General features: G+C 63.3%; 19 protein-coding genes and 1 tRNA gene. 7 read left to right on the top strand and 13 right to left on the bottom strand.

The window, feature by feature from the left end:
* Nucleotides 1-65 precede the first annotated feature (65 nt).
* On the bottom strand, nucleotides 66-842 hold the full coding sequence (locus ACGHJ7_RS00700) for a tyrosine-protein phosphatase (RefSeq protein ID WP_390473730.1): 777 nt from the start codon (nucleotides 840-842) through the stop codon (nucleotides 66-68).
* 155 nt (nucleotides 843-997) lie between these two features.
* Between ACGHJ7_RS00700 and ACGHJ7_RS00695 the strand changes: the two genes are divergently transcribed.
* Nucleotides 998-1,462 (top strand): response regulator, encoded by a 465-nt coding sequence (locus ACGHJ7_RS00695; protein ID WP_390473728.1) that lies wholly within the window; start codon nucleotides 998-1,000, stop codon nucleotides 1,460-1,462.
* Nucleotides 1,463-1,468: 6 nt separating this feature from the next.
* Here the strand turns inward: ACGHJ7_RS00695 and ACGHJ7_RS00690 are convergent, their stop codons facing one another.
* From ACGHJ7_RS00690 to ACGHJ7_RS00670, 5 genes are all read right to left on the bottom strand, one after another.
* Nucleotides 1,469-2,860, bottom strand: coding sequence for a trehalose-6-phosphate synthase (locus tag ACGHJ7_RS00690; protein ID WP_390473726.1), 1,392 nt, complete (start codon nucleotides 2,858-2,860; stop codon nucleotides 1,469-1,471).
* On the bottom strand, nucleotides 2,857-4,689 hold the full coding sequence (locus ACGHJ7_RS00685) for a glycoside hydrolase family 15 protein (protein ID WP_390473724.1): 1,833 nt from the start codon (nucleotides 4,687-4,689) through the stop codon (nucleotides 2,857-2,859). Before ACGHJ7_RS00685 ends, ACGHJ7_RS00690 begins: the two co-directional genes overlap by 4 nt.
* Complete coding sequence (gene otsB / locus ACGHJ7_RS00680; protein ID WP_390473722.1) at nucleotides 4,674-5,405, bottom strand: trehalose-phosphatase; 732 nt, start codon at nucleotides 5,403-5,405, stop codon at nucleotides 4,674-4,676. Before otsB ends, ACGHJ7_RS00685 begins: the two co-directional genes overlap by 16 nt.
* Before the next feature lie 127 nt (nucleotides 5,406-5,532).
* On the bottom strand, nucleotides 5,533-6,132 hold the full coding sequence (locus ACGHJ7_RS00675) for an SDR family oxidoreductase (RefSeq protein WP_390473720.1): 600 nt from the start codon (nucleotides 6,130-6,132) through the stop codon (nucleotides 5,533-5,535).
* A 47-nt stretch (nucleotides 6,133-6,179) separates the two neighbouring features.
* Nucleotides 6,180-7,559: an NAD-dependent succinate-semialdehyde dehydrogenase gene (locus ACGHJ7_RS00670; protein ID WP_390473718.1), complete on the bottom strand. Its 1,380-nt coding sequence runs from the start codon at nucleotides 7,557-7,559 to the stop codon at nucleotides 6,180-6,182.
* Between the two features lie 66 nt (nucleotides 7,560-7,625).
* Between ACGHJ7_RS00670 and ACGHJ7_RS00665 the strand changes: the two genes are divergently transcribed.
* Nucleotides 7,626-8,666, top strand: coding sequence for an alpha/beta fold hydrolase (locus ACGHJ7_RS00665; RefSeq protein WP_390473716.1), 1,041 nt, complete (start codon nucleotides 7,626-7,628; stop codon nucleotides 8,664-8,666).
* Nucleotides 8,667-8,712: 46 nt separating this feature from the next.
* On the opposite strand, the gene ACGHJ7_RS00660 is transcribed toward ACGHJ7_RS00665, so the two are convergent.
* The 5 genes from ACGHJ7_RS00660 to ACGHJ7_RS00640 all read right to left on the bottom strand — a co-directional run bounded on the left by ACGHJ7_RS00660 (nucleotide 8,713) and on the right by ACGHJ7_RS00640 (nucleotide 12,065).
* Nucleotides 8,713-8,789, bottom strand: a tRNA-Met gene (locus ACGHJ7_RS00660).
* A gap of 108 nt (nucleotides 8,790-8,897) precedes the next feature.
* On the bottom strand, nucleotides 8,898-9,446 hold the full coding sequence (locus tag ACGHJ7_RS00655; RefSeq protein ID WP_390473714.1) for a 2'-5' RNA ligase family protein: 549 nt from the start codon (nucleotides 9,444-9,446) through the stop codon (nucleotides 8,898-8,900).
* Nucleotides 9,443-10,411, bottom strand: a complete 969-nt coding sequence (gene mltG / locus ACGHJ7_RS00650; RefSeq protein ID WP_390473712.1) for an endolytic transglycosylase MltG — start codon at nucleotides 10,409-10,411, stop codon at nucleotides 9,443-9,445. The genes ACGHJ7_RS00655 and mltG overlap by 4 nt, the downstream gene beginning before the upstream one ends.
* 4 nt (nucleotides 10,412-10,415) lie before the next feature.
* Nucleotides 10,416-11,675, bottom strand: a complete 1,260-nt coding sequence (gene fabF / locus ACGHJ7_RS00645) for a beta-ketoacyl-ACP synthase II (protein ID WP_390473710.1) — start codon at nucleotides 11,673-11,675, stop codon at nucleotides 10,416-10,418.
* Nucleotides 11,676-11,828: 153 nt separating this feature from the next.
* Nucleotides 11,829-12,065 (bottom strand): acyl carrier protein, encoded by a 237-nt coding sequence (locus tag ACGHJ7_RS00640; RefSeq protein ID WP_390473708.1) that lies wholly within the window; start codon nucleotides 12,063-12,065, stop codon nucleotides 11,829-11,831.
* Nucleotides 12,066-12,301: 236 nt separating this feature from the next.
* On the opposite strand from ACGHJ7_RS00640, the gene ACGHJ7_RS00635 reads away from it, so the two are divergent.
* Nucleotides 12,302-12,733, top strand: coding sequence for a PA2169 family four-helix-bundle protein (locus tag ACGHJ7_RS00635; protein WP_390473706.1), 432 nt, complete (start codon nucleotides 12,302-12,304; stop codon nucleotides 12,731-12,733).
* Nucleotides 12,734-12,809: 76 nt separating this feature from the next.
* Here the strand turns inward: ACGHJ7_RS00635 and aspS are convergent, their stop codons facing one another.
* The gene (gene aspS, locus ACGHJ7_RS00630; protein WP_390473704.1) at nucleotides 12,810-14,630 is read right to left on the bottom strand and encodes an aspartate--tRNA ligase; all 1,821 of its coding nucleotides are present in this window, start codon (nucleotides 14,628-14,630) and stop codon (nucleotides 12,810-12,812) included.
* Between the two features lie 190 nt (nucleotides 14,631-14,820).
* On the opposite strand from aspS, the gene rnd reads away from it, so the two are divergent.
* The 3 genes from rnd to ACGHJ7_RS00615 all read left to right on the top strand — a co-directional run bounded on the left by rnd (nucleotide 14,821) and on the right by ACGHJ7_RS00615 (nucleotide 17,427).
* Nucleotides 14,821-16,044 (top strand): ribonuclease D, encoded by a 1,224-nt coding sequence (gene rnd / locus ACGHJ7_RS00625; protein ID WP_390473702.1) that lies wholly within the window; start codon nucleotides 14,821-14,823, stop codon nucleotides 16,042-16,044.
* A gap of 8 nt (nucleotides 16,045-16,052) precedes the next feature.
* Nucleotides 16,053-16,949 (top strand): LysR substrate-binding domain-containing protein, encoded by an 897-nt coding sequence (locus ACGHJ7_RS00620; RefSeq protein WP_390473700.1) that lies wholly within the window; start codon nucleotides 16,053-16,055, stop codon nucleotides 16,947-16,949.
* Between the two features lie 115 nt (nucleotides 16,950-17,064).
* Nucleotides 17,065-17,427, top strand: a complete 363-nt coding sequence (locus tag ACGHJ7_RS00615) for a PilZ domain-containing protein (RefSeq protein ID WP_390473698.1) — start codon at nucleotides 17,065-17,067, stop codon at nucleotides 17,425-17,427.
* 21 nt (nucleotides 17,428-17,448) lie between these two features.
* Here ACGHJ7_RS00615 and pgsA read toward each other — a convergent pair whose 3' ends face one another.
* Nucleotides 17,449-18,015, bottom strand: coding sequence for a CDP-diacylglycerol--glycerol-3-phosphate 3-phosphatidyltransferase (pgsA, locus tag ACGHJ7_RS00610; RefSeq protein ID WP_390473696.1), 567 nt, complete (start codon nucleotides 18,013-18,015; stop codon nucleotides 17,449-17,451).
* Nucleotides 18,016-18,154: 139 nt separating this feature from the next.
* Between pgsA and ACGHJ7_RS00605 the strand changes: the two genes are divergently transcribed.
* Entirely contained in the window at nucleotides 18,155-19,480 is a 1,326-nt protein-coding gene (locus ACGHJ7_RS00605; RefSeq protein ID WP_390473694.1) for an MFS transporter, read from the top strand.
* Nucleotides 19,481-19,491 lie beyond the last annotated feature (11 nt).

The following is a 19,491-nucleotide window of genomic DNA, read 5'->3' as shown; positions in this document are numbered from 1 at the left end:
GTCCGTATTCGTATCTGCAATCGGGTTTCGTATGACGCCTCATATGGGAAGCGCCGGGCCGGTTGTCACTCCACGAAGCGCGCCTTCAGCCGGGCACGCATCGCATCGTCCACACCTATCGCCTGCGTGAGATAGGCATCGAACGACCCGTGCGAGGCGGTCACACGATCGAGATAGGTATGCAGATATTCGCGGCGCACCTCCAGCAGGCTGCGCACGGCATCCTCGTCCAGCTTCCCGATCCGGGCCTCTATCCCCGGAAGCGACTGCCGCTTGAGCACTTCCAGCGTGGGCGCATCGTTCGTCAGCAGGAATTCCCGTTCGATGGATTCATGCGGAACCTCGAGGACATGCAGCACCATGCTGGCCGCAATCCCCGTGCGATCCTTCCCGGCAAAGCAGTGAACCAGGCTCGCGCCCTCGTTCTGGTCCAGGGCCTGGAAGAAGCGCGAGAACATGGAAATCATCGCCGGGTTTTCCGGCATCCTGGTATAGACCGCCGTCATCCGCTGGCGCGCATAGTCGGCCGTCACGGCGGTGCTGCCCACATCCTCGTGCGGGGGACTGCTGGTCGTCTCGCCCGGATGGAAAATCACTTCCGCGTCGAATTCGTCGCTGCGGCGGCAGGGATTGCGGATCCGCTCGCTTTCGCCGCGCAGGTCGATCACGGTCCGGATGCCGAGCGCGTCGATCGCTGCGAGGTCGGCGTCTTCCGCTTCGACATGCTGGCCGGAGCGATAGAGCAGTCCGGTCCGCACGCGGCGTCCGTCGCTGGTTTCGTAGCCGCCGTAATCGCGGAAGTTGTGAATGCCCTGCATGGGCAGGAAGGGATCGCGAATCATGGCCCCGGTGGTGGCAGGCGCGCCGCGCCGCGGCAACCTCGGCAAGCAGGCGAGCACTTATCCGTAGCAGTGCCTACCCCCCTGCCCATCCCTGCGTAGCTTGCAGGGGATAGAAGCGACGGCCTGACGGGAGCAATTGCGAGGAAAGTTTTTCCATGGCCCACATCCTGATCGTCGACGATGACGAACTGATCGCCGAAATGGCATCCGAAATCCTGATTACGAAGGGCCACGCCTGCGGCTGGGTCACCAGCGGGGAAGAGGCACTGGACCTGCTCAAATGGCGGCGGCCGGACCTGATGCTGCTGGACCAGGACATGCCCGGCATGTCGGGGGCGAAGGTGCTGCGCGAGGTGCGCGGATCGAAGAACCTGTACGACCTGCCCGTCATCATGTTCACCGCCATGACGGGTGCGGGCGACGAGGAACAGGCCCGATATAACGGCGCGCAGGATTACATCCGCAAACCGTTCGACCCCAAATTCATGCTGCTGAAGGTGAAGCAGGTGCTCGCTGCAAGGGCCGAAAGCCCGAAGCACTTGGAACTGGAGAAATTCCTCGCCCGGTCGAACAATATCGCATGGGAAGAAGATACTCCGCCGGTGCAGCGCTACTGCTGAACGCGTCTAGTGCGCTTCGCCTTCTCCGGCGAGGTCGGCGACGAAGTTTTCCGTCCATATCTGGACGTTGTCGTCGCGGACCGTTGCAATGCTGGCCTCATAGCGTTCGCGCCGCTCCTTCAGCGGCATGTCCAGCGCCTTGCCGATGGCGTGCGCAAGATCGTCGGGGCTGTGCGGATTGACTAGCAGCGCCCGATCGAGCTGCGCCGCCGCACCGGCAAACCGGGACAGGATCAGGACGCCCGGGTCTTCCGGGTCCTGCGCGGCGACATATTCCTTCGCCACCAGGTTCATTCCGTCGCGCAGGGGAGAGACCATGCCGATCTTCGCCGCACGGAAAAAGCCGAAAAGTTCGGCGTGGCTGTAACCGCGGTTCACATATCTGATGGGAACCACGTCGACTTCGGACCGCGCACCGTTGATCTGGCCGGTCTTCTGCTCCAGCTCGTTGCGGATCTTCTGGTAACTGTCGACATCTTCCCGGCTGGGCGGTGCGATCTGGATATAGACGAGGTCACGGACCCGGTCCGGATTCTGGTCGAAGAACCGTCCGATCCCGTCGATCCGTTCCGGTAGCCCCTTGGAATAATCCAGCCGGTCCACACCGATCATGGCCGTCCGGCGGCGGGTCGACGACAACAGCCGCTGCGCCGCCTGCCTTGCCTCGCCCGTCTCGCCCTGCGCCTGGAAATGGTCCCAGTCGATCCCGATGGGATAGGCGCGCGCGGTGCAGGTCCGCCCCTGATAGGTGATGCGGCCGCTGGCTTCGTCGATATCGGCGTGCAGTTCCTTCTCACAGTAATGCAGGAAGCTTTCGAGCCATTCGCGGGTCTGGAACCCGATGACGTCGTATTCGAGCATCGCCATCACCAGCCGTTCGTGGAATGGCAGGGAGACGAACAGCCGCGTCGGCGGCCATGGAGTGTGCAGGAAGAAGCCAATACGGTTCTTCAGCCCCCGGGAACGCAGCCGCTCGGCCAGCGGCAGCAGGTGGTAATCGTGAACCCAGACAAGATCGTCGTCCTCGATCAGAGGGGTGACGCTTTCGGCGAAGCGTTCGTTGACCCTTTCATAGCCCTTGCCCGTCTCCCGCTCGTAACGGGTCAGGTCGAGCCGGTAGTGGAACAGAGGCCACAGGGTCGAATTGGCGTAGCCGTTATAATAGTCGTCGACCTCCTGCGAGGTCAGGTCGATGGTCGCCGTGGTCACGCCGTCATGGCGCTGCATGTTGATCGTGCCGGCCGCCTCGTCGCTGTCCCTGCCGGACCAGCCGAACCAGACGCCTTTGTGTTTCTTCAGCGCGGAATTCAGCGCGCCCGCCAGGCCGCCCTGCGCACCCGCCGCACCGCGCGCCTTGGGAACGGCGACGCGGTTCGAGATGACGACCAGTCGGCTCAACGCACTTCACTCCACGGTTTGGACAGCAATCCGGCGCAATTGATTATACCCACCAGCGAGTAGGTCTGGGGGAAGTTCCCCCAAAGTTCGCCGCTTTCCCAGTCGAGGTCCTCGCTCAGCATTCCGGACCCCGTCGTATGCCCCAGCATGGTGGAGAACAGGCCGTGCGCTTCCTCGCTGCGCCCGGCGAGATGCAGCGCCTCGATCAGCCAGAACGTGCAGACATTGAACGCGGTCTCGGGCGCGCCGAAATCGTCTTCTGCCGCATATCGCAGCATGTGCGAACCGCGCCGCAATTCCTTCTCGATCGCCTCGAACGTCGATTTGAACCGCGGGTCTTCCGGCATCAGGAATTTCAGGTCGATCATCTGCAGCAGGCTGGCATCGAGATAATCGCTCTCGAAACTAGCCTTGTAATGGCCGTGATTGCCATTGCCGTCGCCTTCGACCCACGCCTTGTCCTCGATCGTGGCGCGAACCTGGTCCGCCCTCTCCTGCCACAGTCCGGCGCGGTCGGCCTTCCCGATCAGCCTTGCAGTGCGCGCCAGCCGATCGCAGGCGGCCCAGCTCATCACGGCGGAATAGGTGTGTACTTCCTGCCGGGTGCGGAATTCCCACAGGCCGGCATCAGGCTGGTCGTGCATCTTCCACGCCATTTCTCCGACCTGTTCCAGGCTTTCGAAATCGTGGTCGTCGGCGATCCGCAGCAAACGCTTGTCGAGGAAGCCCTGCACGGTCGGCAGGACGATCTGGCCATAGCAGTCGTGCTGCACCTGTTTGTAGGCGGCATTGCCCCGCCGCACCGGCCCCATGCCGCGATAGCCCGCAAGATGCGATGCGGTCGTCTCGTCCAGCTCGCTTTCGCCCATGACGGAATAGAGCGGCTGGATCTGGCCACCCTTCGCGCCGTCGACGATGTTGCGCAGATAGCCGAGATATTTCTCCAGCACATCCAGCGCGCCCAGGCGGTTGAGGGCCTGCACCGTGTAGTAGGAATCGCGGATCCAGCAGTAACGGTAGTCCCAGTTGCGCTCCGAATGCGCAGCTTCGGGGATGGAGGTCGTCAGCGCGGCGACGATGGCGCCCGTTTCCTCGTGCTGGCACAGCTTCAGCGTGATCGCGCAGCGGATAACCTCGTCCTGCCATTCGAACGGGGTGGCAAGGCCGCGGACCCAGGTCTGCCAGTATTTGCGGGTGGACTGCTCCATCCGGCGGATTTCCTCGCGCAGATTGCCCATGAAGGGCTCGTCCGGGCCGAGGAAGAAATGCGTGTCCTCTTCCAGCCGGAAGCTGCGCTGTTCCATGACATATCCGACAGGCGCATCGGTGCTGAGCCGCAGGGCCTGCTGGCCGGTCAGGTAGCGGACATGATTGGTGCCGCTGGTCGTCTCCGCGACCTGCGCGCCGTAATTCCTGAGCAGGCGCAGCACGACTTTCAGGCGCGGATTGCCTGCGATCGGACGCACGATCCGGGCATAGGCGACGGGCCGGTACATCCGCCCCTTGCCTTCGTAGCGCGGGCAGAAGTCCAGCACTTCCGCGGCGCTGCCGTCCTCCGCCTCCAGCCGCGTCAGCAGGATGGGCGTGTTGCGGATATAGCTCTGGCTGGCGGAGACCTGCCCTTCCAGTTCGAAACGCCATGTGCCCGCATCGCGGTTGTCGCCGTTCAGCAGCGAGCAGAACACCGGGTCGCCATCGACGCGGGGCACGCAGCCCCAGACCAGCGCGCCCGTTTCATCGACCAGCCCGCTGACCTGGCAATTGCCGATCGGCCACAGCTCCAGGTTCCCCTGCCGCTTTTCGCCGGGCGGGGTCACAGTTTCAGCCATTCATAAACCTCTTTCACGCCGGCAAGGCGGTAACGGGCCGCCTCGCTCGGTCTTTCACCTACTGCAATGCCGAAGCCGCCTGCTTCCTCGCACGCGCGGAAACCGTCTTCGTCCGTGATGTCGTCCCCGATGAAGACGGGCATGGCCCCGGCCCGGCCGGGTTGCTGCATCAACAGCCGGACAGCACCGTCCTTTCCCGTACCGGGCTGGACCAGCTCGATGACATGCTTGCCGACCTTGCAGGACAGCCCCGCATCGCGCGCAACATCGCGGCCGAACTGGACCATGGCATCGAACCCTTCGGGATTCTTGCGCGAATGAAGCCCTGCGCCGTGCGGCTTGTTCTCGAAATAAAGATCATTGCGCCGTGCATAGTCTTGCAGCTGATCTTTCACGTCGTTCGCGATGGGGTCGGCGGAACGCAGGACCGTGCCGTCATCGGCAATCACATGGCTCCCGTGCGAGCCTGCCCGGTCGATGCGCGGCTCGCCGAGGAACTCGCTGATTTCCGCGAGCGGCCTGCCCGTCACCAGGGCAAGGCCCCCGTCCATCGACGAATTGCGCGTCGCCAATCGCTGTCCGAGATCCGCGGGCACCTCGATTGCCCCCGGTTCGTCCGCAATGGCAACGAGGGTTCCGTCGAAATCGAGAAACAGCGCAAGCGTGCCCAGACTGTCCAGTCGCGGCGGCGGACCGAGGGGGGATCGTGCGCTCATGCCTGTATGCATACGGGATGTGTGCTGCACCGCAACATGGCGGATACGTAATTGTTCACATGGGAAACGCGAAATGGCCGCTCCCGGATAGGGGAACGGCCATGACGCGCGAATATGCTCGCAAGCTTCAGGAGATGGTTTCCATCGCCAGCACCTTGCCCACCCAATCGGGCGATTCTGCAGCATCGGCCAGCACCTTGGCGACATCGCCGCGCGCGGCCTCGCCTTTCGGGTCCACATTGTCGCCAAGGCGTATTTCGCCGGTCGGACCGTCATCGGTCAGGGCTACCGGACGCAGGATCGCATATTCCAGGTCCGTCTTCATCAGATGCTCGTCCGCCTCGTGCTTTGCCTGGAGGTAATGCGCGAGGTCGCTGTCCGGATCGGGATCGCCCGCCCCGATGCTGCTGAGCATGACGAAGCGGCGGACGCCCTTGGCTACCGACTGGTCGATCAGCGCCTTCGCGCCGTCGCGGTCGATCTTGTCGGTCATTTCGGCAGACGTATCGCCGCCCGATCCGGCGGCGAAGATCACGACTTCGCAGCCGTCCACAACGCTGTCTGACAGATCGGCAAGGTCGTCGATTCGCTGCTCCACCCCTTCCGGCAGGCCGGAGGTGTCGGAGTTGTCACGAACCATCGCGACGGGATCGTGCCCTCGCTCCTTCAGTTCATGGACGAGGCGCTGGCCGGTATTGCCGGTCGAGCCGGCGACGAGAATTTTCATGATATAGTTTCCTTGGATTTCCGGTTTGGGTCGAGGCGCGGTCCTGCTCACGGCAGGAAGATGGCCTTCGCATTGACGAATTCCTTCATCCCGAAACCGCCATGTTCGCGGCCGTATCCGGAATCCTTCACACCGCCGAACGGCATGTTCGGATCGGCAGCACCGAAGGAATTGATCCGGACCATGCCGGTATCGAAGTGGTCCCGCGCCAGCCGGATCGCCTTGTCCTCGTCCTTCGTGAAGATACCGCCGCCAAGGCCGTAGCGGCTGTCATTGGCGATGCGCATGGCGTCTTCGTCGTCCTTGGCACGGATGATCGAGGCGACAGGGCCGAACAGTTCGTCGTCATAGGCGGGCATGCCCGGCTTGCAGTCGGCCAGGACCGTGGCGGGATAATAATATCCGTCCGCATTCTCGTCCGGATCGCCGCCGCACAGCACGGTCGCACCGGCATCGATGCTCTTGCCGACCTGTTCCACCAGCGTGTCGAACTGGTCCTTCCCCGATACCGGGCCGAGCTGGGTGTCTTCCTTGTTCGGATCGCCCATGGTGACTGCCTTCATCTGCTCGACAAAGGCGGACACGAAGTCGTCATAGACGGCATCGGTCACCACGAACCGCTTTGCCGACACGCAGGTTTCACCGTTATTGTAGAGGCGGCCCTGCACGCAGGTTTTTACCGCCAGTTCGATGTCGGCATCCTCCAGCACGAGATACGCATCGTTCGATCCCAGTTCGAGGACGGTCTTCTTGAGATTGCTGGCAGCGGTTTCGCCGATATGGCTGCCGGCCCCGTCGCTGCCCGTCATGGTCACCGCGCGCACCAGGTCGTGGGCAATGATCTTGTCCGAGAGGTCGTGCCCCACCAGGATCACGTCGAACAGGCCCTTGGGCAGGCCCGCTTCCAGGCACAGGTCGCGCAGCAGCAGGCCGCTGCCCGTGCAGATCGATGCGTGCTTCAGAATGCAGGCATTGCCGGCCATCAGGTTGGCGGCAAGCACGCGGGACGGCTGGTAGACGGGGAAATTCCACGGCTGGATGCTGTAGATCACACCGATGGGCGAATAGGTCACGATACCGCGCTTCTTGCCGCCGCTGTGCTTGCGCTCTTCGTCGGCCAGCGCTTCAGGACCGTTATCGGCGGTATATTCGAAGATGCGGGCGCAAATCTCGACCTCGGTCTTTCCGTCCTTCAGCAGCTTGCCCATTTCGTCGGTCATAAGCTGCGAGAACTTGTCCGAATTGGCGCGCAGCACCTCGGCAATCTTGCGCAGATAGGGCGCGCGCTCCTCGTGGCTTTTCTTGCGCCATTCGAGGAAGGCTTCATGCGCCGCCTCGACCTTTCCGATAGCTTCCGCCTCGTCCATGATGTCGTAGGTTTCGAGCGGCTGCTTGGTCGCGGGGTTGTTCGTCTGGATGGTGCTCATGGCTTCGCTTTCCTGTCTGCGGTGCCCGGCATTGGGAAACTCTCCCGGTCGGAGAGCATAGGCACCTTGAGAAGTTACGACACCAACGGCGGCCCCCTTCGCGCGTTCCACCGCCATGGAAGCGGAGAAGCGGGAAATTCGGCAAGCAGGTCTGGACGGGCGGTGCCCGGCATCACCGTGCGCTATGCCGAGATGGGGGAAGGACCGCTGGTCCTCCTCGTCCACGGCTTCCCGGAAAGCTGGTATAACTGGCGGGCGCAGATCCCCGCCCTTGCCGCAGCAGGATACCGCGTCGCCGCGATGGATGTTCGCGGCTATGGCGGTTCCTCCGCACCGGACGGGATCGCGGCCTACTCGCTAAAGGAACTGGCCGGGGACTGTGCGCGCCTGGCGCAGGCGCTCTCTCCCGATGCTCCGGCGGTCATCGTCGGGCATGACTGGGGCGCACCCATCGCATGGACATCGGCCCTGGTGCATCCTTCGACCTTTCGCGCGGTCGCCGGCCTGTCCGTCCCGCATTCCGCGCCCGGAGACGTCCCGACCGACATCGTCCATGACGAAGTCTTCACGAAGCGCGGACGCTATTTCTACATCGTCGATTTCCAGCAGGAAGGCATTGCTGAGGCGGAACTGGAAGACGATCCGGCCGCCACGATACGGCGGTTCTACTACGCGATTTCGGGCGACGCACCGGATGGCACCTGGCCGACGGACAAGAAACCGGGCGACGGCTTGCTGAAAGGGCTGCCCGAACCGCAAATGCCCCTCCCCTGGCTTGGCGAGGAAGACGTCGCTTATCTCGCCTCGCAATTTGCAGCTTCCGGATTTCGCGGCCCCTTGAACCGATATCGCAACCGGCGCCGCGATCACGAGATGCTGAGCGGGCTGGACAGCCACGTCATCAAGCAGCCCAGCCTGTTCATCGGCGGTACCCGCGACCTCGCCACCAGGCTGGCGGGTCGCGCGCCAATCGAAACGATGAAGACGCTGCTCCCGGACCTCAGAGGTCTGCACATGCTGGAGGGCTGCGGCCACTGGACCCAGCAGGAAAGGCCGGAGGAATGCTCGCGGTTACTGACCGAATTCCTCGGAACGCTGGACCGATAGAGCGCGCTAAACGCCTCCGGTGCGACGAAAACATCTCGTTGAAAAATGGTAGCGGAGGAGGGACTCGAACCCCCGACACGCGGATTATGATTCCGCTGCTCTAACCACCTGAGCTACTCCGCCCCGCAGGGCCAGGCGAGCCAATGTGGCTCGCGGCAGGCGGCGCTCTTACGGCGGCGTTTTCCTCCGGTCAACAGCGCGTTTTGCCTTCGCTCGCTCTCGGGCCCGGTTTTATCCGCGGAAGGCGAAATCGCGGACCTTTTCCCACGGTCCCCCGCGATATCGGAACAGTTCGAGCCCACGAAAGGCGAAGGCGCGTTCCTCGACCCTGCCCTCCAGCTGCGCCTGCAAAGCCTTTGCCTCTTTCGATGTTACCTTGTTCTGGATCGTCACGTGCAGCCGGGGCCGGTGCTGGTCCTGTTTCGTCAGCATTCCGTGGAACCGCTCCGCGATCTCGTCGCGCAGCGCCAGCATGGCCGGACTTTCCAGTTTCAGCGCGGTCCCGCCGCCCAGCGACATGATACCAAGCAGCCGCGCAGGGACGGGCGCGGTCTGCGCTGCAACCCGTGACAGCACCTCCGCAATCTCGTCTCCGCATTGCGGCGGCAGCGCGTGGAACAGGGTGACATGCGCTTCGAGATAATTGCGCTCCGGCGGGAAATGCTCGGTCCGCAGGCCGGTCGCCCAGCTGTGAAGGTCGGCCGGGAGCCGGGCGGTCAGGATGAAGGGATCGGTGTCCGCCAAGTCCGTAGTATCGGCGACTGCGGGCGTTCCGCTCACATCTCGCCCCGCTCGCGGCGGAGGGAATACCATTCCTCAACATTGGCGTTATGTTCGGCCAGCGTCCTGGCGAATTTATGGCCGCCCGTCCCGTCGGCCACCATGTACACCGCGTCCGTTTCCGCCGGGTCCAGCACGGCCGCGATTGCCTCGCGCCCGGGATTGGTGATCGGACCCTCTGGCAGGCCGGTGCGGGTGTAGGTGTTATATCCGTTGATCGCGGCGATTTCCGACTGGCGGATGCGGCGGCCCAGCGGCTTGCCCTTCGTGATGGGATAGATGATCGTGGGATCGGCCTGCAGCAGCATCCCGGTCTTTACGCGGTTGGAATAAAGGCCTGCCACCATCCGCCGTTCCCGCGCGACGCCTGTCTCTTTCTCGACGATGCTGGCAAGCGTGACCGCTTCCTCGATCGTGTCGACGGCGATGTCGGATGTGCGTTTTGGCCAGGCTTCGGCCAGGTAATTGCGCATCGCCGCCTGCATCCGGGCAAGGACGGCCGTGCGATCCTCCCCGCGTTCGAAGCTGTAGGTGTCGGGCAGGACGCTGCCTTCGACCGGGACCGGTATCTCGCCCGTCAACAGGGGCTCTGCCATCAGGATTTCGTGCACGACGATGGACGGCGTGCCTTCGGGAATGGTGACGAAGCGGTTGATCGTCTCGCCATGCTGGAACGTATCGAGCATGGTCGAGGCGGTCGCGCCTTCGGGCACGAGGAACTCGCCGGCCTTTACCGGATCGCCGCTGCCGAGGATTTTGGCGCGCAGCAGGAAACCGTCGGCAGAACCGATCAGGCCTTCTTCCTCCAGCTTGCCTGCAACGGATGTCAGCGTCGCGCCCGAAGGCACGATGAAGCTCGTCTCCTCCTCGACCTGACTGCCGACCCACCAGCCGCTGCCCAGCCATGCGATGCCGGCCAGCGCGACCAGCGCGGCAATCGCCAGCAGGCCTTTCACGCCTTTCATCGGGTCAGTCGGCCTTCCGCATGACGAGCGAGGCATTGGTGCCGCCGAAGCCGAAGCTGTTGTTCAGCACGGCGCGAACCTCGCGCTCCTTCGCCTTCAGCGGGACCAGGTCGACGCCCTCCGTCCCTTCGTCGGGGTTGTGCAGGTTCAGCGTCGGGGGAACGATGCCGTCGCGCATGGCGAGCAGGCAGAAGATTGCCTCCACCGCGCCCGCACCGCCCAGCAAGTGGCCGATGGAGGATTTTGTGCTGCTCATGCTGGCACCGCCCAGATCGTCGCCCAGCACGCGCTTTACCGCGGCCAGTTCGATCGTGTCGGCCATGGTGCTGGTTCCGTGGGCGTTGACGTAGTCGATCTCGCTGCCGTCCATCCCGGCCTTGCGCAGTGCCATTTCCATCGCCAGCTGCGCGCCGAGGCCATCGGGATGCGGAGCGGTGACGTGATAGGCATCGCCCGACAGGCCATAGCCCACGACCTCGCCATAAATGGTCGCACCGCGTGCCTTGGCGCGCTCGTATTCCTCGAGCACGACAACGCCAGCGCCTTCGCCCATGACGAAGCCGTCGCGGTCCTTGTCATAGGGGCGGCTGGCCTCCGCCGGGCGGTCGTTCATGCTCATGTTGAGCGCGCGCGCCTGGGCGAAGCCTGCAATGCCCAGCGGGTTGACGGTGCTTTCCGCGCCGCCTGCCAGCATCACGTCGGCATCGTCGTCGCGGATCATGCGCGCGGCATCGCCGATGGAATGCGCGCCGGTCGAGCAGGCCGTCACGACCGCGTGGTTCGGCCCCATGAAGCCGTGCTGGATCTGCACCTGCCCGGTGACGAGATTGATCAGGCGCCCGTGGACGAAGTGCGGCGAGACACGGCCCGGCCCGCGTTCGTGCAGGACGATCGATTCCTTCTCGATTCCCGGCAGGCCGCCAATGCCGGACCCGATGGAGCAGCCCGTGCGGCGCTTTTCTTCCTCGCTCATGTCGGTCAGGCCGGCATCTTCCAGCGCCTGTCCGGCGGCATCGATGCCGTAGACGATGAAGGGATCGACCTGTCGCTGGATCTTGTGGTCGACGCGCTTGTTCGGGTCGAAGCCCCAGGGATGGTCCGCCGGCTTTACCTCGCAGGCGATCTTGCACTTCTGGTCGGCCGGATCGAAGCGGGTGATGGTGCCAGCCCCGCTCTCACCCGCGATCAGGTTCTTCCAGGTGGTATCCACGTCCCCGCCCAGCGGGGTGACAAGGCCAAGTCCGGTAACGACGACACGCCGCATCACATATTCTCCGTCAAACAAACCGTCGCACGTGCGGGCTCTTCAAAAACACGGCAGGCCCGGCCCGCTTCCGGGTCGAGCCTGACGCAACCCTCGCTTCTTGGCGCGGGGTAAGGGATATGGGGCCGTCTACCGGGGCAGGCGGCCGCCAAATCAGCCCTTGTGCTCTTCGATGTACTTCGTGGCATCGCCCACGGTGGTGATCTTCTCGGCCGCGTCATCGGGGATTTCCACGCCGAATTCTTCTTCGAAAGCCATCACCAGTTCGACGATGTCGAGGCTGTCGGCGCCAAAATCGTCGATGAAGCTTGCTTCCTGCGTGACCTTGTCGGCTTCGACACCGAGGTGCTCGACAACGATCTTCTGGACGCGTTCGGGGGTATCACTCATGAAATCAGACCCTCTCTTTGGGGAGTTAATCGGTTAGCTGTCGCCCTAATGAACGCGGCAGGGCTGCGCAAGTGCCCGTTGCGCCCCGCCCCCTGCCCTCGATGACAGACGCATCCCGTGCCGGAGCGGAAGCTGCGCCAGGCCGTCCGCAAATTGCGCCAGTCGGAGTAACGGGTCCGGACCCGGATGGCCTTCTGCGCATTGGTTGATTGTTGAGAGAATACAGGAGACTACCAATGAGCAGCCCGACTTTCAAAAGCCTCGTCGACACCACCTTCGATTCGGTCGAAGGTTACCGCAAGGCGGCAGAGAAGGCCGACAGCGCCCAGTTGAAACAGGCACTGGGACAGCGCGTACAGCAGCGCGAACAGACACTCGCCAACATGAATGCGCAACTGCAGCAGCAGGGCGAGGAACTGGTGACCAAGGGCACGATGACCGGTGAAGCACACCAGATGTGGGCCAGCATCACCGATATGTTCGAAAGCGGCGACGAAGCTGCGGCAGAGCGTGTCGAGGAAGGCGAGGACTACCTCAAGGGCAAGTTCGAGAGCGCACTCGATAGCGACGATCTCGAGCCGCAGGAACGCAGCGTGGTCCAGCAGTGCTACGCGGAAATCTGCGAAGGCGAGCAGTTCGGCGACATGATCGAGAAGCAGTACGACTGACCAGTCGGACAGCTTTAAAAAACAGAAAGGGCGCGGAAGACCTTCGCGCCCTTTTTGGTGTCCTAATAAGTCCGGATCAGTTTCCGGCGGTATCGACCCGCTTTGCTGGGGCCTCGCCTTCCTTCTTCGGCGGCTCGACCGTGCGGATATGCACATCGCGCAATTGCTGCGGGGCAACCTGGCTCGGCGCGCCCATCATCAGGTCCTGCGCCTTCTGGTTGAGCGGGAAGGCAATCACTTCGCGAATGTTCGGCTCGTCCGCCAGCAGCATGACGATGCGGTCGATCCCCGGTGCGGAGCCGCCGTGCGGCGGTGCGCCCAGCTTGAACGCCTCGATCATGCCGGAAAACTCGCGGTCCACCGTCGCCTGGTCGTAACCGGCGATCTCGAACGCCTTGTACATGATTTCCGGCTTGTGGTTCCGGATCGCGCCCGAGGACAGTTCATAGCCGTTGCAGACGATGTCGTACTGCCATGCCAGGATGTCGAGCGGGTCCTTCGTTTCCAGCGCTTCCATCTCGCCCTGCGGCATGGAGAACGGGTTGTGGCTGAAATCGACCTTCTTCTGTTCCTCGTCATATTCGAACATCGGGAAATCGACGATCCAGCAGAACTTGAAACAGCCTTGCTCGATCAGGTCCAGAACCTCGCCCACGCGCGTGCGTGCAGCACCTGCCAGCTTGGCTGCTTCCTTTTCCTTGCCCGCGGCGAAGAACAGGCCGTCATTTTCGCCAAGGCCCAGCTCGTCATAGAGCTTCGCCATGTTTTCCGGCCCGTGGTTCTTGGCGATGGGTCCGCCGAACTCGCCGCCCTTGCGGGTGACATAGCCGAGGCCGGCAAAGCCTTCCTTGCGCGCCCAGTCGTTCATCTCGTCGAAGAACTTGCGGCTCTTTTCATGCGTATTCGGCGCAGGCACGACGCGGACCTTGCCCCCGCCGCCGACGATCTTCTCGAACAGGCCGAAACCGCTGCTCTCGAAATGCGAAGTCACGTCGCTGATTTCCAGCGGGTTGCGCAGGTCCGGCTTGTCCGTGCCGTATTTGAGCATCGCGTCTGCATAGGGGATGCGCGGGAACGTGCCGGCGGGCGTCACCGACTTGCCGCCGCTGAATTCCTCGAACACGCCGGCCAGCACCGGCTCGATCGCCTGGAAGACGTCTTCCTGCGTCACGAAGCTCATCTCGAAATCGAGCTGGTAGAATTCGGGGCTGCGATCGGCGCGCAGGTCTTCGTCGCGGAAGCACGGCGCGATCTGGAAATAGCGGTCGAAACCGGCGACCATCAGCAGCTGCTTGAACATCTGCGGGGCCTGCGGAAGCGCGTAGAACGTGCCGGGATGCAGGCGGCTTGGCACGATGTAGTCGCGCGCGCCTTCCGGGCTGGACGCGGCCAGGATCGGTGTCTGGTATTCGAAGAAGCCCTGGTCCTGCATCCGGTGGCGCAGGGATGAAATGACCTGGCTGCGCAGGACGATGTTGTTGTGCACACGCTCGCGCCGCAGGTCGACGAAGCGGTATTTCAGGCGAATGTCCTCGGGATAATCCTCGGCCGAGTTCACGATTAGCGGCAGTTCTTCCGCGCGGCTCTGGATTTCCACGGAGCGGGCGAAAACCTCGATCTCGCCGGTCGGCAGGTTCGGGTTCACCGCCGCATCGTCGCGTGCCTTCACCTCGCCATCAATGGTGATGACGCTTTCCAGTTTCAGCCGGTCGAGGATGGGCAGCGCCTGGCTGTCCTCGTCCGCCACGATCTGCGTGATGCCATAATGATCGCGCAGGTCGACGAACAGGACGCCGCCGTGATCGCGCTTGTTGTGCACCCAGCCCGACAGGCGGACGGTGTCGCCGACATTCGCTTTTGTCAGCTGGGCGCAATTGTGGGAACGATAGGCGTGCATGGTTTACCGGCTTCCATTCTCTCGGGATAAGGCTAGTGGCGCTGCGAGTGCGCATGGAACGACCGTAGCATAACGCCGTCCCGGACGCGCGCGCTAACAGGCGATGCGTGCCGGTTTGTCAAGATTACCCTGGCATATCGGCATTCTCGCGAGGGCGGTACTCCGCCCATGTGAAAGAAAAGAAAGACGTATGAAAATCCACGACCTGATTACCACCACCGACCGCTTGGCAGACCTGTGCGACCGCCTCGGCGAAGGCGAATTCGTGTGCGTCGACACCGAATTCATGCGCGAGAACACCTACTGGCCGGAACTGTGCCTGGTCCAGATCGGCAACGAGGAAGAGGCCGCCGCCATCGACCCGCTGGCCGACGGTATCGACCTGGCTCCGCTGTGGGACCTGCTGACCGATAACGAGGACGTGCTGAAAATCTTCCACGCCGGGGGACAGGATGTGGAGATCGTCTACAACTTCACCGGAAAGACGCCCCACCCAATCTTCGACACGCAGATCGCGATGATGGCGATCAGCCAGTCGGAACAGATCGGTTATGCGAACCTCGTCGAAAGCTGGCTGGGCAAGACGATCGACAAGGGCGCGCGCTTCACCGACTGGAGCCGCCGCCCCCTGACGGACCGGCAGATCGAGTATGCCATCGGCGACGTGACCTACCTGGCGCAGATCTTCCCGATGATCCTGAAGAAGCTGATCAAGACCGGGCGCGGCGGTTGGCTGAATGCGGAAATGGAAAAGCTCGCGGATCCGGCCAATTACGAGAATGACGAGAGCGTCGCCTGGCGCCGGATCAAGTCGCAGGGCCGCAATCCGCAGGTGCTGGGTCGCCTGAAGGCGCTGGCCGCATGGCGCGAGGGCGAGGCGAAACACAAGAACCTGCCGCGCGGACGCATCATGCGGGACGAAACGCTGGCCGATGTCGCCGCGCATCCGCCGAAGAAACAAGCCGACCTGGCAAAGGTGCGCGGCCTGTCGAATGCGTGGAAGGACAACGACATCGGCAAGCGCCTGATGAAGGTGCTGGAAAACGCCGAGCCGATGCCGAAGTCGGAACTGCCCGAAAAACAGAAGCGCGGCGCCCCGCTGGGCAAGGAAGGCGCACTGGTCGCCGACCTCCTCAAGCTGCTGCTGAAAATTCGCAGCCGGGAAATCGACATCGCCTCGCGCCTGCTCACGAAATCGAACGAGATGGAGGCGCTGGCGGCAGGCGTGCGCGACCTGCCGATCCTGGAAGGATGGCGATACGAGGTGTTCGGCAAGGACGCGCTTGCTCTGGTCGAGGGCAAGACCGCCTTCGCCGTTCGCAAGGGCAAGCTGCACATGACCGATGTCGATGCGATGGCGGGCGACATGGCACAAAGCGCTGCCGACGATGCGGCGCCCCAGGCAGCCGGATAACGTCCAGGGTGAGCACCTACCTTCCCACAATCAAGCAGCTGCAATATCTGGTCGCGCTGCACGAGCACGGGCATTTCGGCCGCGCGGCGGAGGCGAGTTTCGTCTCGCAATCGACGCTGTCGGCGGGCATTCGCGAACTGGAATCGCTGCTGGATACCGTGCTGGTCGAACGCACGCGCCGGGTCGTGCGGTTCACGCCGCTGGGCAACCAGGTGGTGGAAAAGGCGCATCGCCTGCTGCGCGAGGCGGAGGAATTGTCCGACCTTGTGCAGGCCGCAGGCAAGCCCCTTGCCGGAACGCTGCGGATGAGCGTGATCCCCACCATCGCGCCGTTCCTGCTGCCCAAGATCCTGCCGCGCCTGCGGACGGAGCGCCCGGAACTCAACCTGTTCCTGCGCGAGGAAACCAGTGCGGATGCGGTGGAATCTCTGCAGCACGGACGCGTCGACTGCGTCCTGCTGGCCCTGCCCTTCCCGATCGGGGACAGCGAGAGCGAGATTATCGCGGAAGACCGCCTGCTGATCGCGATGCCGAAAGACGATCCGCGCGACCCGCCGGACACGATCCGCCCCTCTGCGATCGACGAGGGCCGCCTGCTGATGCTGGAGGACGGGCATTGCTTGCGGGACCATGCGCTGGCGGCCTGCAACCGCCCTGGCCTGAAAGGCAATGCGGCCATGATCGGCACCAGCCTGCATACGCTGGTCCAGATGGTCGACAACGGGCTCGGCTGGACCATGTTGCCGCAGATGGCGCTGGATGCCGGAATCCTCGAGGGGACCGATGTCGTCGCTAGGCCGCTGACGACAAGTAACGACACGCGAGACATCGCGCTAATCTGGCGCAGGAACAGTCCGCGGGCAGAGGAATTCCGCCTGCTGGCAGAAGAACTGCGCGCCGGATAGAAATCTCGCGTTTAATTGTCCGGTTTTCCTGATTCACGAAATATTCGCAAATTGGGAATAGCAGTAGTCCTTATGGCCTCGGGATTTTAACGGCCATGTCGCGAAGGAACTACGAATGCGCTCTTACAACCGCCTGTCCATGGACAAGGAAATCGCGTGCCGCGTGGATGGTGAACGCCGCTACGTGACGCTCTACAACCTCTCCAGCGGCGGCTGCATGATCGAATGTTTCGACCGGATCGAGGAAGGCAGCCGTGTCGATCTCGACATCAGCGACGCGGTTCCGATGACGGGACACGTCGTCTGGCGGATCGAGAAGAACGCCGGGATCAAGTTCGACGTACCGCTGCACACCGCTGCCGTCGAAGCGCTCGGCTATGCACTAGCAGGGGAAGATTTCGACCAGCACGACCCGCGCGACCGCTTCGGCATCCCGTTGGTCGGCAATCTGCACCAGGCCGCCGGGACGATGCGCTGACGCGAACCGTCTACCCCTCGCTCAATCCATGTGCTTGAGGCCGACGCGCAGGTAATCCCAGCCCGTCACCAGCGTCAGGATGGCTGCCCCCCACAGCGCGGCGAGCCCCGTCAGGTGCACCCACTGATATTCCGGCACGGCGCCCCCTGCTATCAGGGCACCCAGCGCCAGCAATTGCAGCGTCGTTTTCCATTTCGCCAGCCGCGTGACCGGCACGGAGACCTGCAGCCCGGCAAGAAATTCGCGCAGGCCCGACACGGCGATTTCCCGCACCAGGATGATGAGCCCCGCAATAACGTGGAAATCCCCGACGACCGGGCCGCGCAGGAACCCCTGCGCCGTCAGAACCAGTATGACGGCGGCGACCATGATCTTGTCCGCGATCGGATCGAGGAAAATGCCCAGTTTCGATACCGCGCCCTGCGCCCGTGCGAGATAGCCGTCGAGATAATCGGTCAGCGCGATGATGCCGTAAAGCACGAACCCCATCGCATAGCCCGCCGTCCAGCCGGGCCACCACAGCAGGAAAGCCAGCAGCGGCACGGCGAAGATGCGCGACAGGGTGAGTATGTTGGGAAGGGTCAGCATGGCGTATTGAGCCCCCCTAGCCCAATGGGCGGCTGCGCAAAAGAACCTGTTCGCCCTTGTCCGCACCCCGCTTGCAGCTAGAAGAGGCGCTACCTGGGTATGCGGCAAAAAATTCCGCGCCCGCGATCGGGGACATTTCTTGACGACTGCCAAACTCCTGGGCCGCCGCCGGTTCCTGCCCCTCTTCGTCACGCAGCTTTTCAATGCGTTCAACGACAACCTGTACAAGACCGCGATGGTCCTGTTCGTGGTGTACCAGGTCTATAATTCCGAAGAGGCGGAAGGATTGTTCAGCGCGGTCGCGTCGGGCCTGTTCATCCTGCCTTTCTTCATCCTGTCGGCGCTGGCCGGGCAACTGGCCGACATGCGGGACAAGGCGCGCATCATCCGCATCGTGAAACTGTGCGAGATCGGCCTGATGCTGATCGGGGCGAGCGGCCTGTATCTGGCATGGCGCGGCTATGTCATGCCGGTCTCCATCCCGCTGGGCTTCATGACGATCGACACCAGCTTCCCCATCATCCTGATGCTGTTCGCCCTGTTCCTGACCGGCGTGCAGTCGACATTCCTGGGGCCGATCAAATACGCGATCCTGCCGCAGCACCTGCGCAAGGAAGAAGTGCTCGCCGGGACGGGCCTGGTCGAGGCGGGGACCTATGTCGCGATTCTCGCCGGGACGATCCTGGCCGGATGGATCCCGGTCGAATACGCTGCGGCCGGCATTATCGGGGTCTCCATCCTCGGCTACATCTCCGCACGGCAAGTGCCCGCCGCCCCGCCGCTGGGCGCGACCGAGAAACTGGACTGGCGCATCCTGCGCGCCTCCGCCCGCCTGATCCGCAAGACGATGGACGACCGGCAGGTCTATTACGCCATCCTCGCCATCAGCTTCTTCTGGACCATCGGGGCGGTGCTGTTCATCCAGTTCCCGCCTCTGGCGAAGAACGTCATCATGGCGAGCAAGGAAGTCGCCAGCGTGTTCCTGGTGGTCTTTTCCGTCGGCGTTGCCATCGGTTCGGTCGCGGTGAACAAGCTGCTGAAAGGCACGGTGTCCGCCCGTTTCGCGCCTGCATCCGTACTCGTCATGGCGCTGTTCGTGGTGGCGTTCTACGTCGTGTGCAAGCTGTGGCAGGCGGACCAGCCGACGCAATTGCTGGACGTGGCGGCCTTCATCTCGTGGCCCATGGCCACCGTGCTGCTGCTCTGCCTGCTGGGGATCTCCATCGCGGGCGGGATGTTCGTGGTGCCGCTCTACGCCTTCCTGACGACGCGCGTTTCGACCGATCAGGCGGCGCGGACGATCGCGGCGAACAACATCGTCAATTCCGGCGCAATGGTGGGCGGTTCGCTGCTCGCCATGGGACTGACTGCGGCAGGCGTCCCGATTGCGGAGCAGGTTCTGCTGAGCGCAGCCATGTGCCTGGTGTCCGCCTGGCTGGGGATGCGCCTGCACCGTGCGGAATAGGCAGACGTCCC

The organism is Altererythrobacter sp. MTPC7 (genome assembly GCF_042851395.1).
Classification (GTDB): Bacteria; Pseudomonadota; Alphaproteobacteria; order Sphingomonadales; family Sphingomonadaceae; genus CAJXSN01.
Note: the sequence above shows the minus strand (reverse complement) of the source record. Positions and strands in the feature narration are given on the sequence as shown.

Bases quoted from the DNA above. Each gene is read 5' to 3' on its own strand.
- ACGHJ7_RS00700 (WP_390473730.1), bottom strand. From the start codon at position 842: ATGATTCGCGATCCCTTCCTGCCCATGCAGGGCATTCACAACTTCCGC.
- ACGHJ7_RS00695 (WP_390473728.1), top strand. From the start codon at position 998: ATGGCCCACATCCTGATCGTCGACGATGACGAACTGATCGCCGAAATG.
- ACGHJ7_RS00685 (WP_390473724.1), bottom strand. From the start codon at position 4,689: ATGGCTGAAACTGTGACCCCGCCCGGCGAAAAGCGGCAGGGGAACCTG.
- otsB (WP_390473722.1), bottom strand. From the start codon at position 5,405: ATGAGCGCACGATCCCCCCTCGGTCCGCCGCCGCGACTGGACAGTCTG.
- ACGHJ7_RS00675 (WP_390473720.1), bottom strand. From the start codon at position 6,132: ATGAAAATTCTCGTCGCCGGCTCGACCGGCAATACCGGCCAGCGCCTC.
- ACGHJ7_RS00670 (WP_390473718.1), bottom strand. From the start codon at position 7,559: ATGAGCACCATCCAGACGAACAACCCCGCGACCAAGCAGCCGCTCGAA.
- mltG (WP_390473712.1), bottom strand. From the start codon at position 10,411: ATGAAAGGCGTGAAAGGCCTGCTGGCGATTGCCGCGCTGGTCGCGCTG.
- fabF (WP_390473710.1), bottom strand. From the start codon at position 11,675: ATGCGGCGTGTCGTCGTTACCGGACTTGGCCTTGTCACCCCGCTGGGC.
- ACGHJ7_RS00640 (WP_390473708.1), bottom strand. From the start codon at position 12,065: ATGAGTGATACCCCCGAACGCGTCCAGAAGATCGTTGTCGAGCACCTC.
- ACGHJ7_RS00635 (WP_390473706.1), top strand. From the start codon at position 12,302: ATGAGCAGCCCGACTTTCAAAAGCCTCGTCGACACCACCTTCGATTCG.
- aspS (WP_390473704.1), bottom strand. From the start codon at position 14,630: ATGCACGCCTATCGTTCCCACAATTGCGCCCAGCTGACAAAAGCGAAT.
- rnd (WP_390473702.1), top strand. From the start codon at position 14,821: ATGAAAATCCACGACCTGATTACCACCACCGACCGCTTGGCAGACCTG.
- ACGHJ7_RS00615 (WP_390473698.1), top strand. From the start codon at position 17,065: ATGCGCTCTTACAACCGCCTGTCCATGGACAAGGAAATCGCGTGCCGC.
- pgsA (WP_390473696.1), bottom strand. From the start codon at position 18,015: ATGCTGACCCTTCCCAACATACTCACCCTGTCGCGCATCTTCGCCGTG.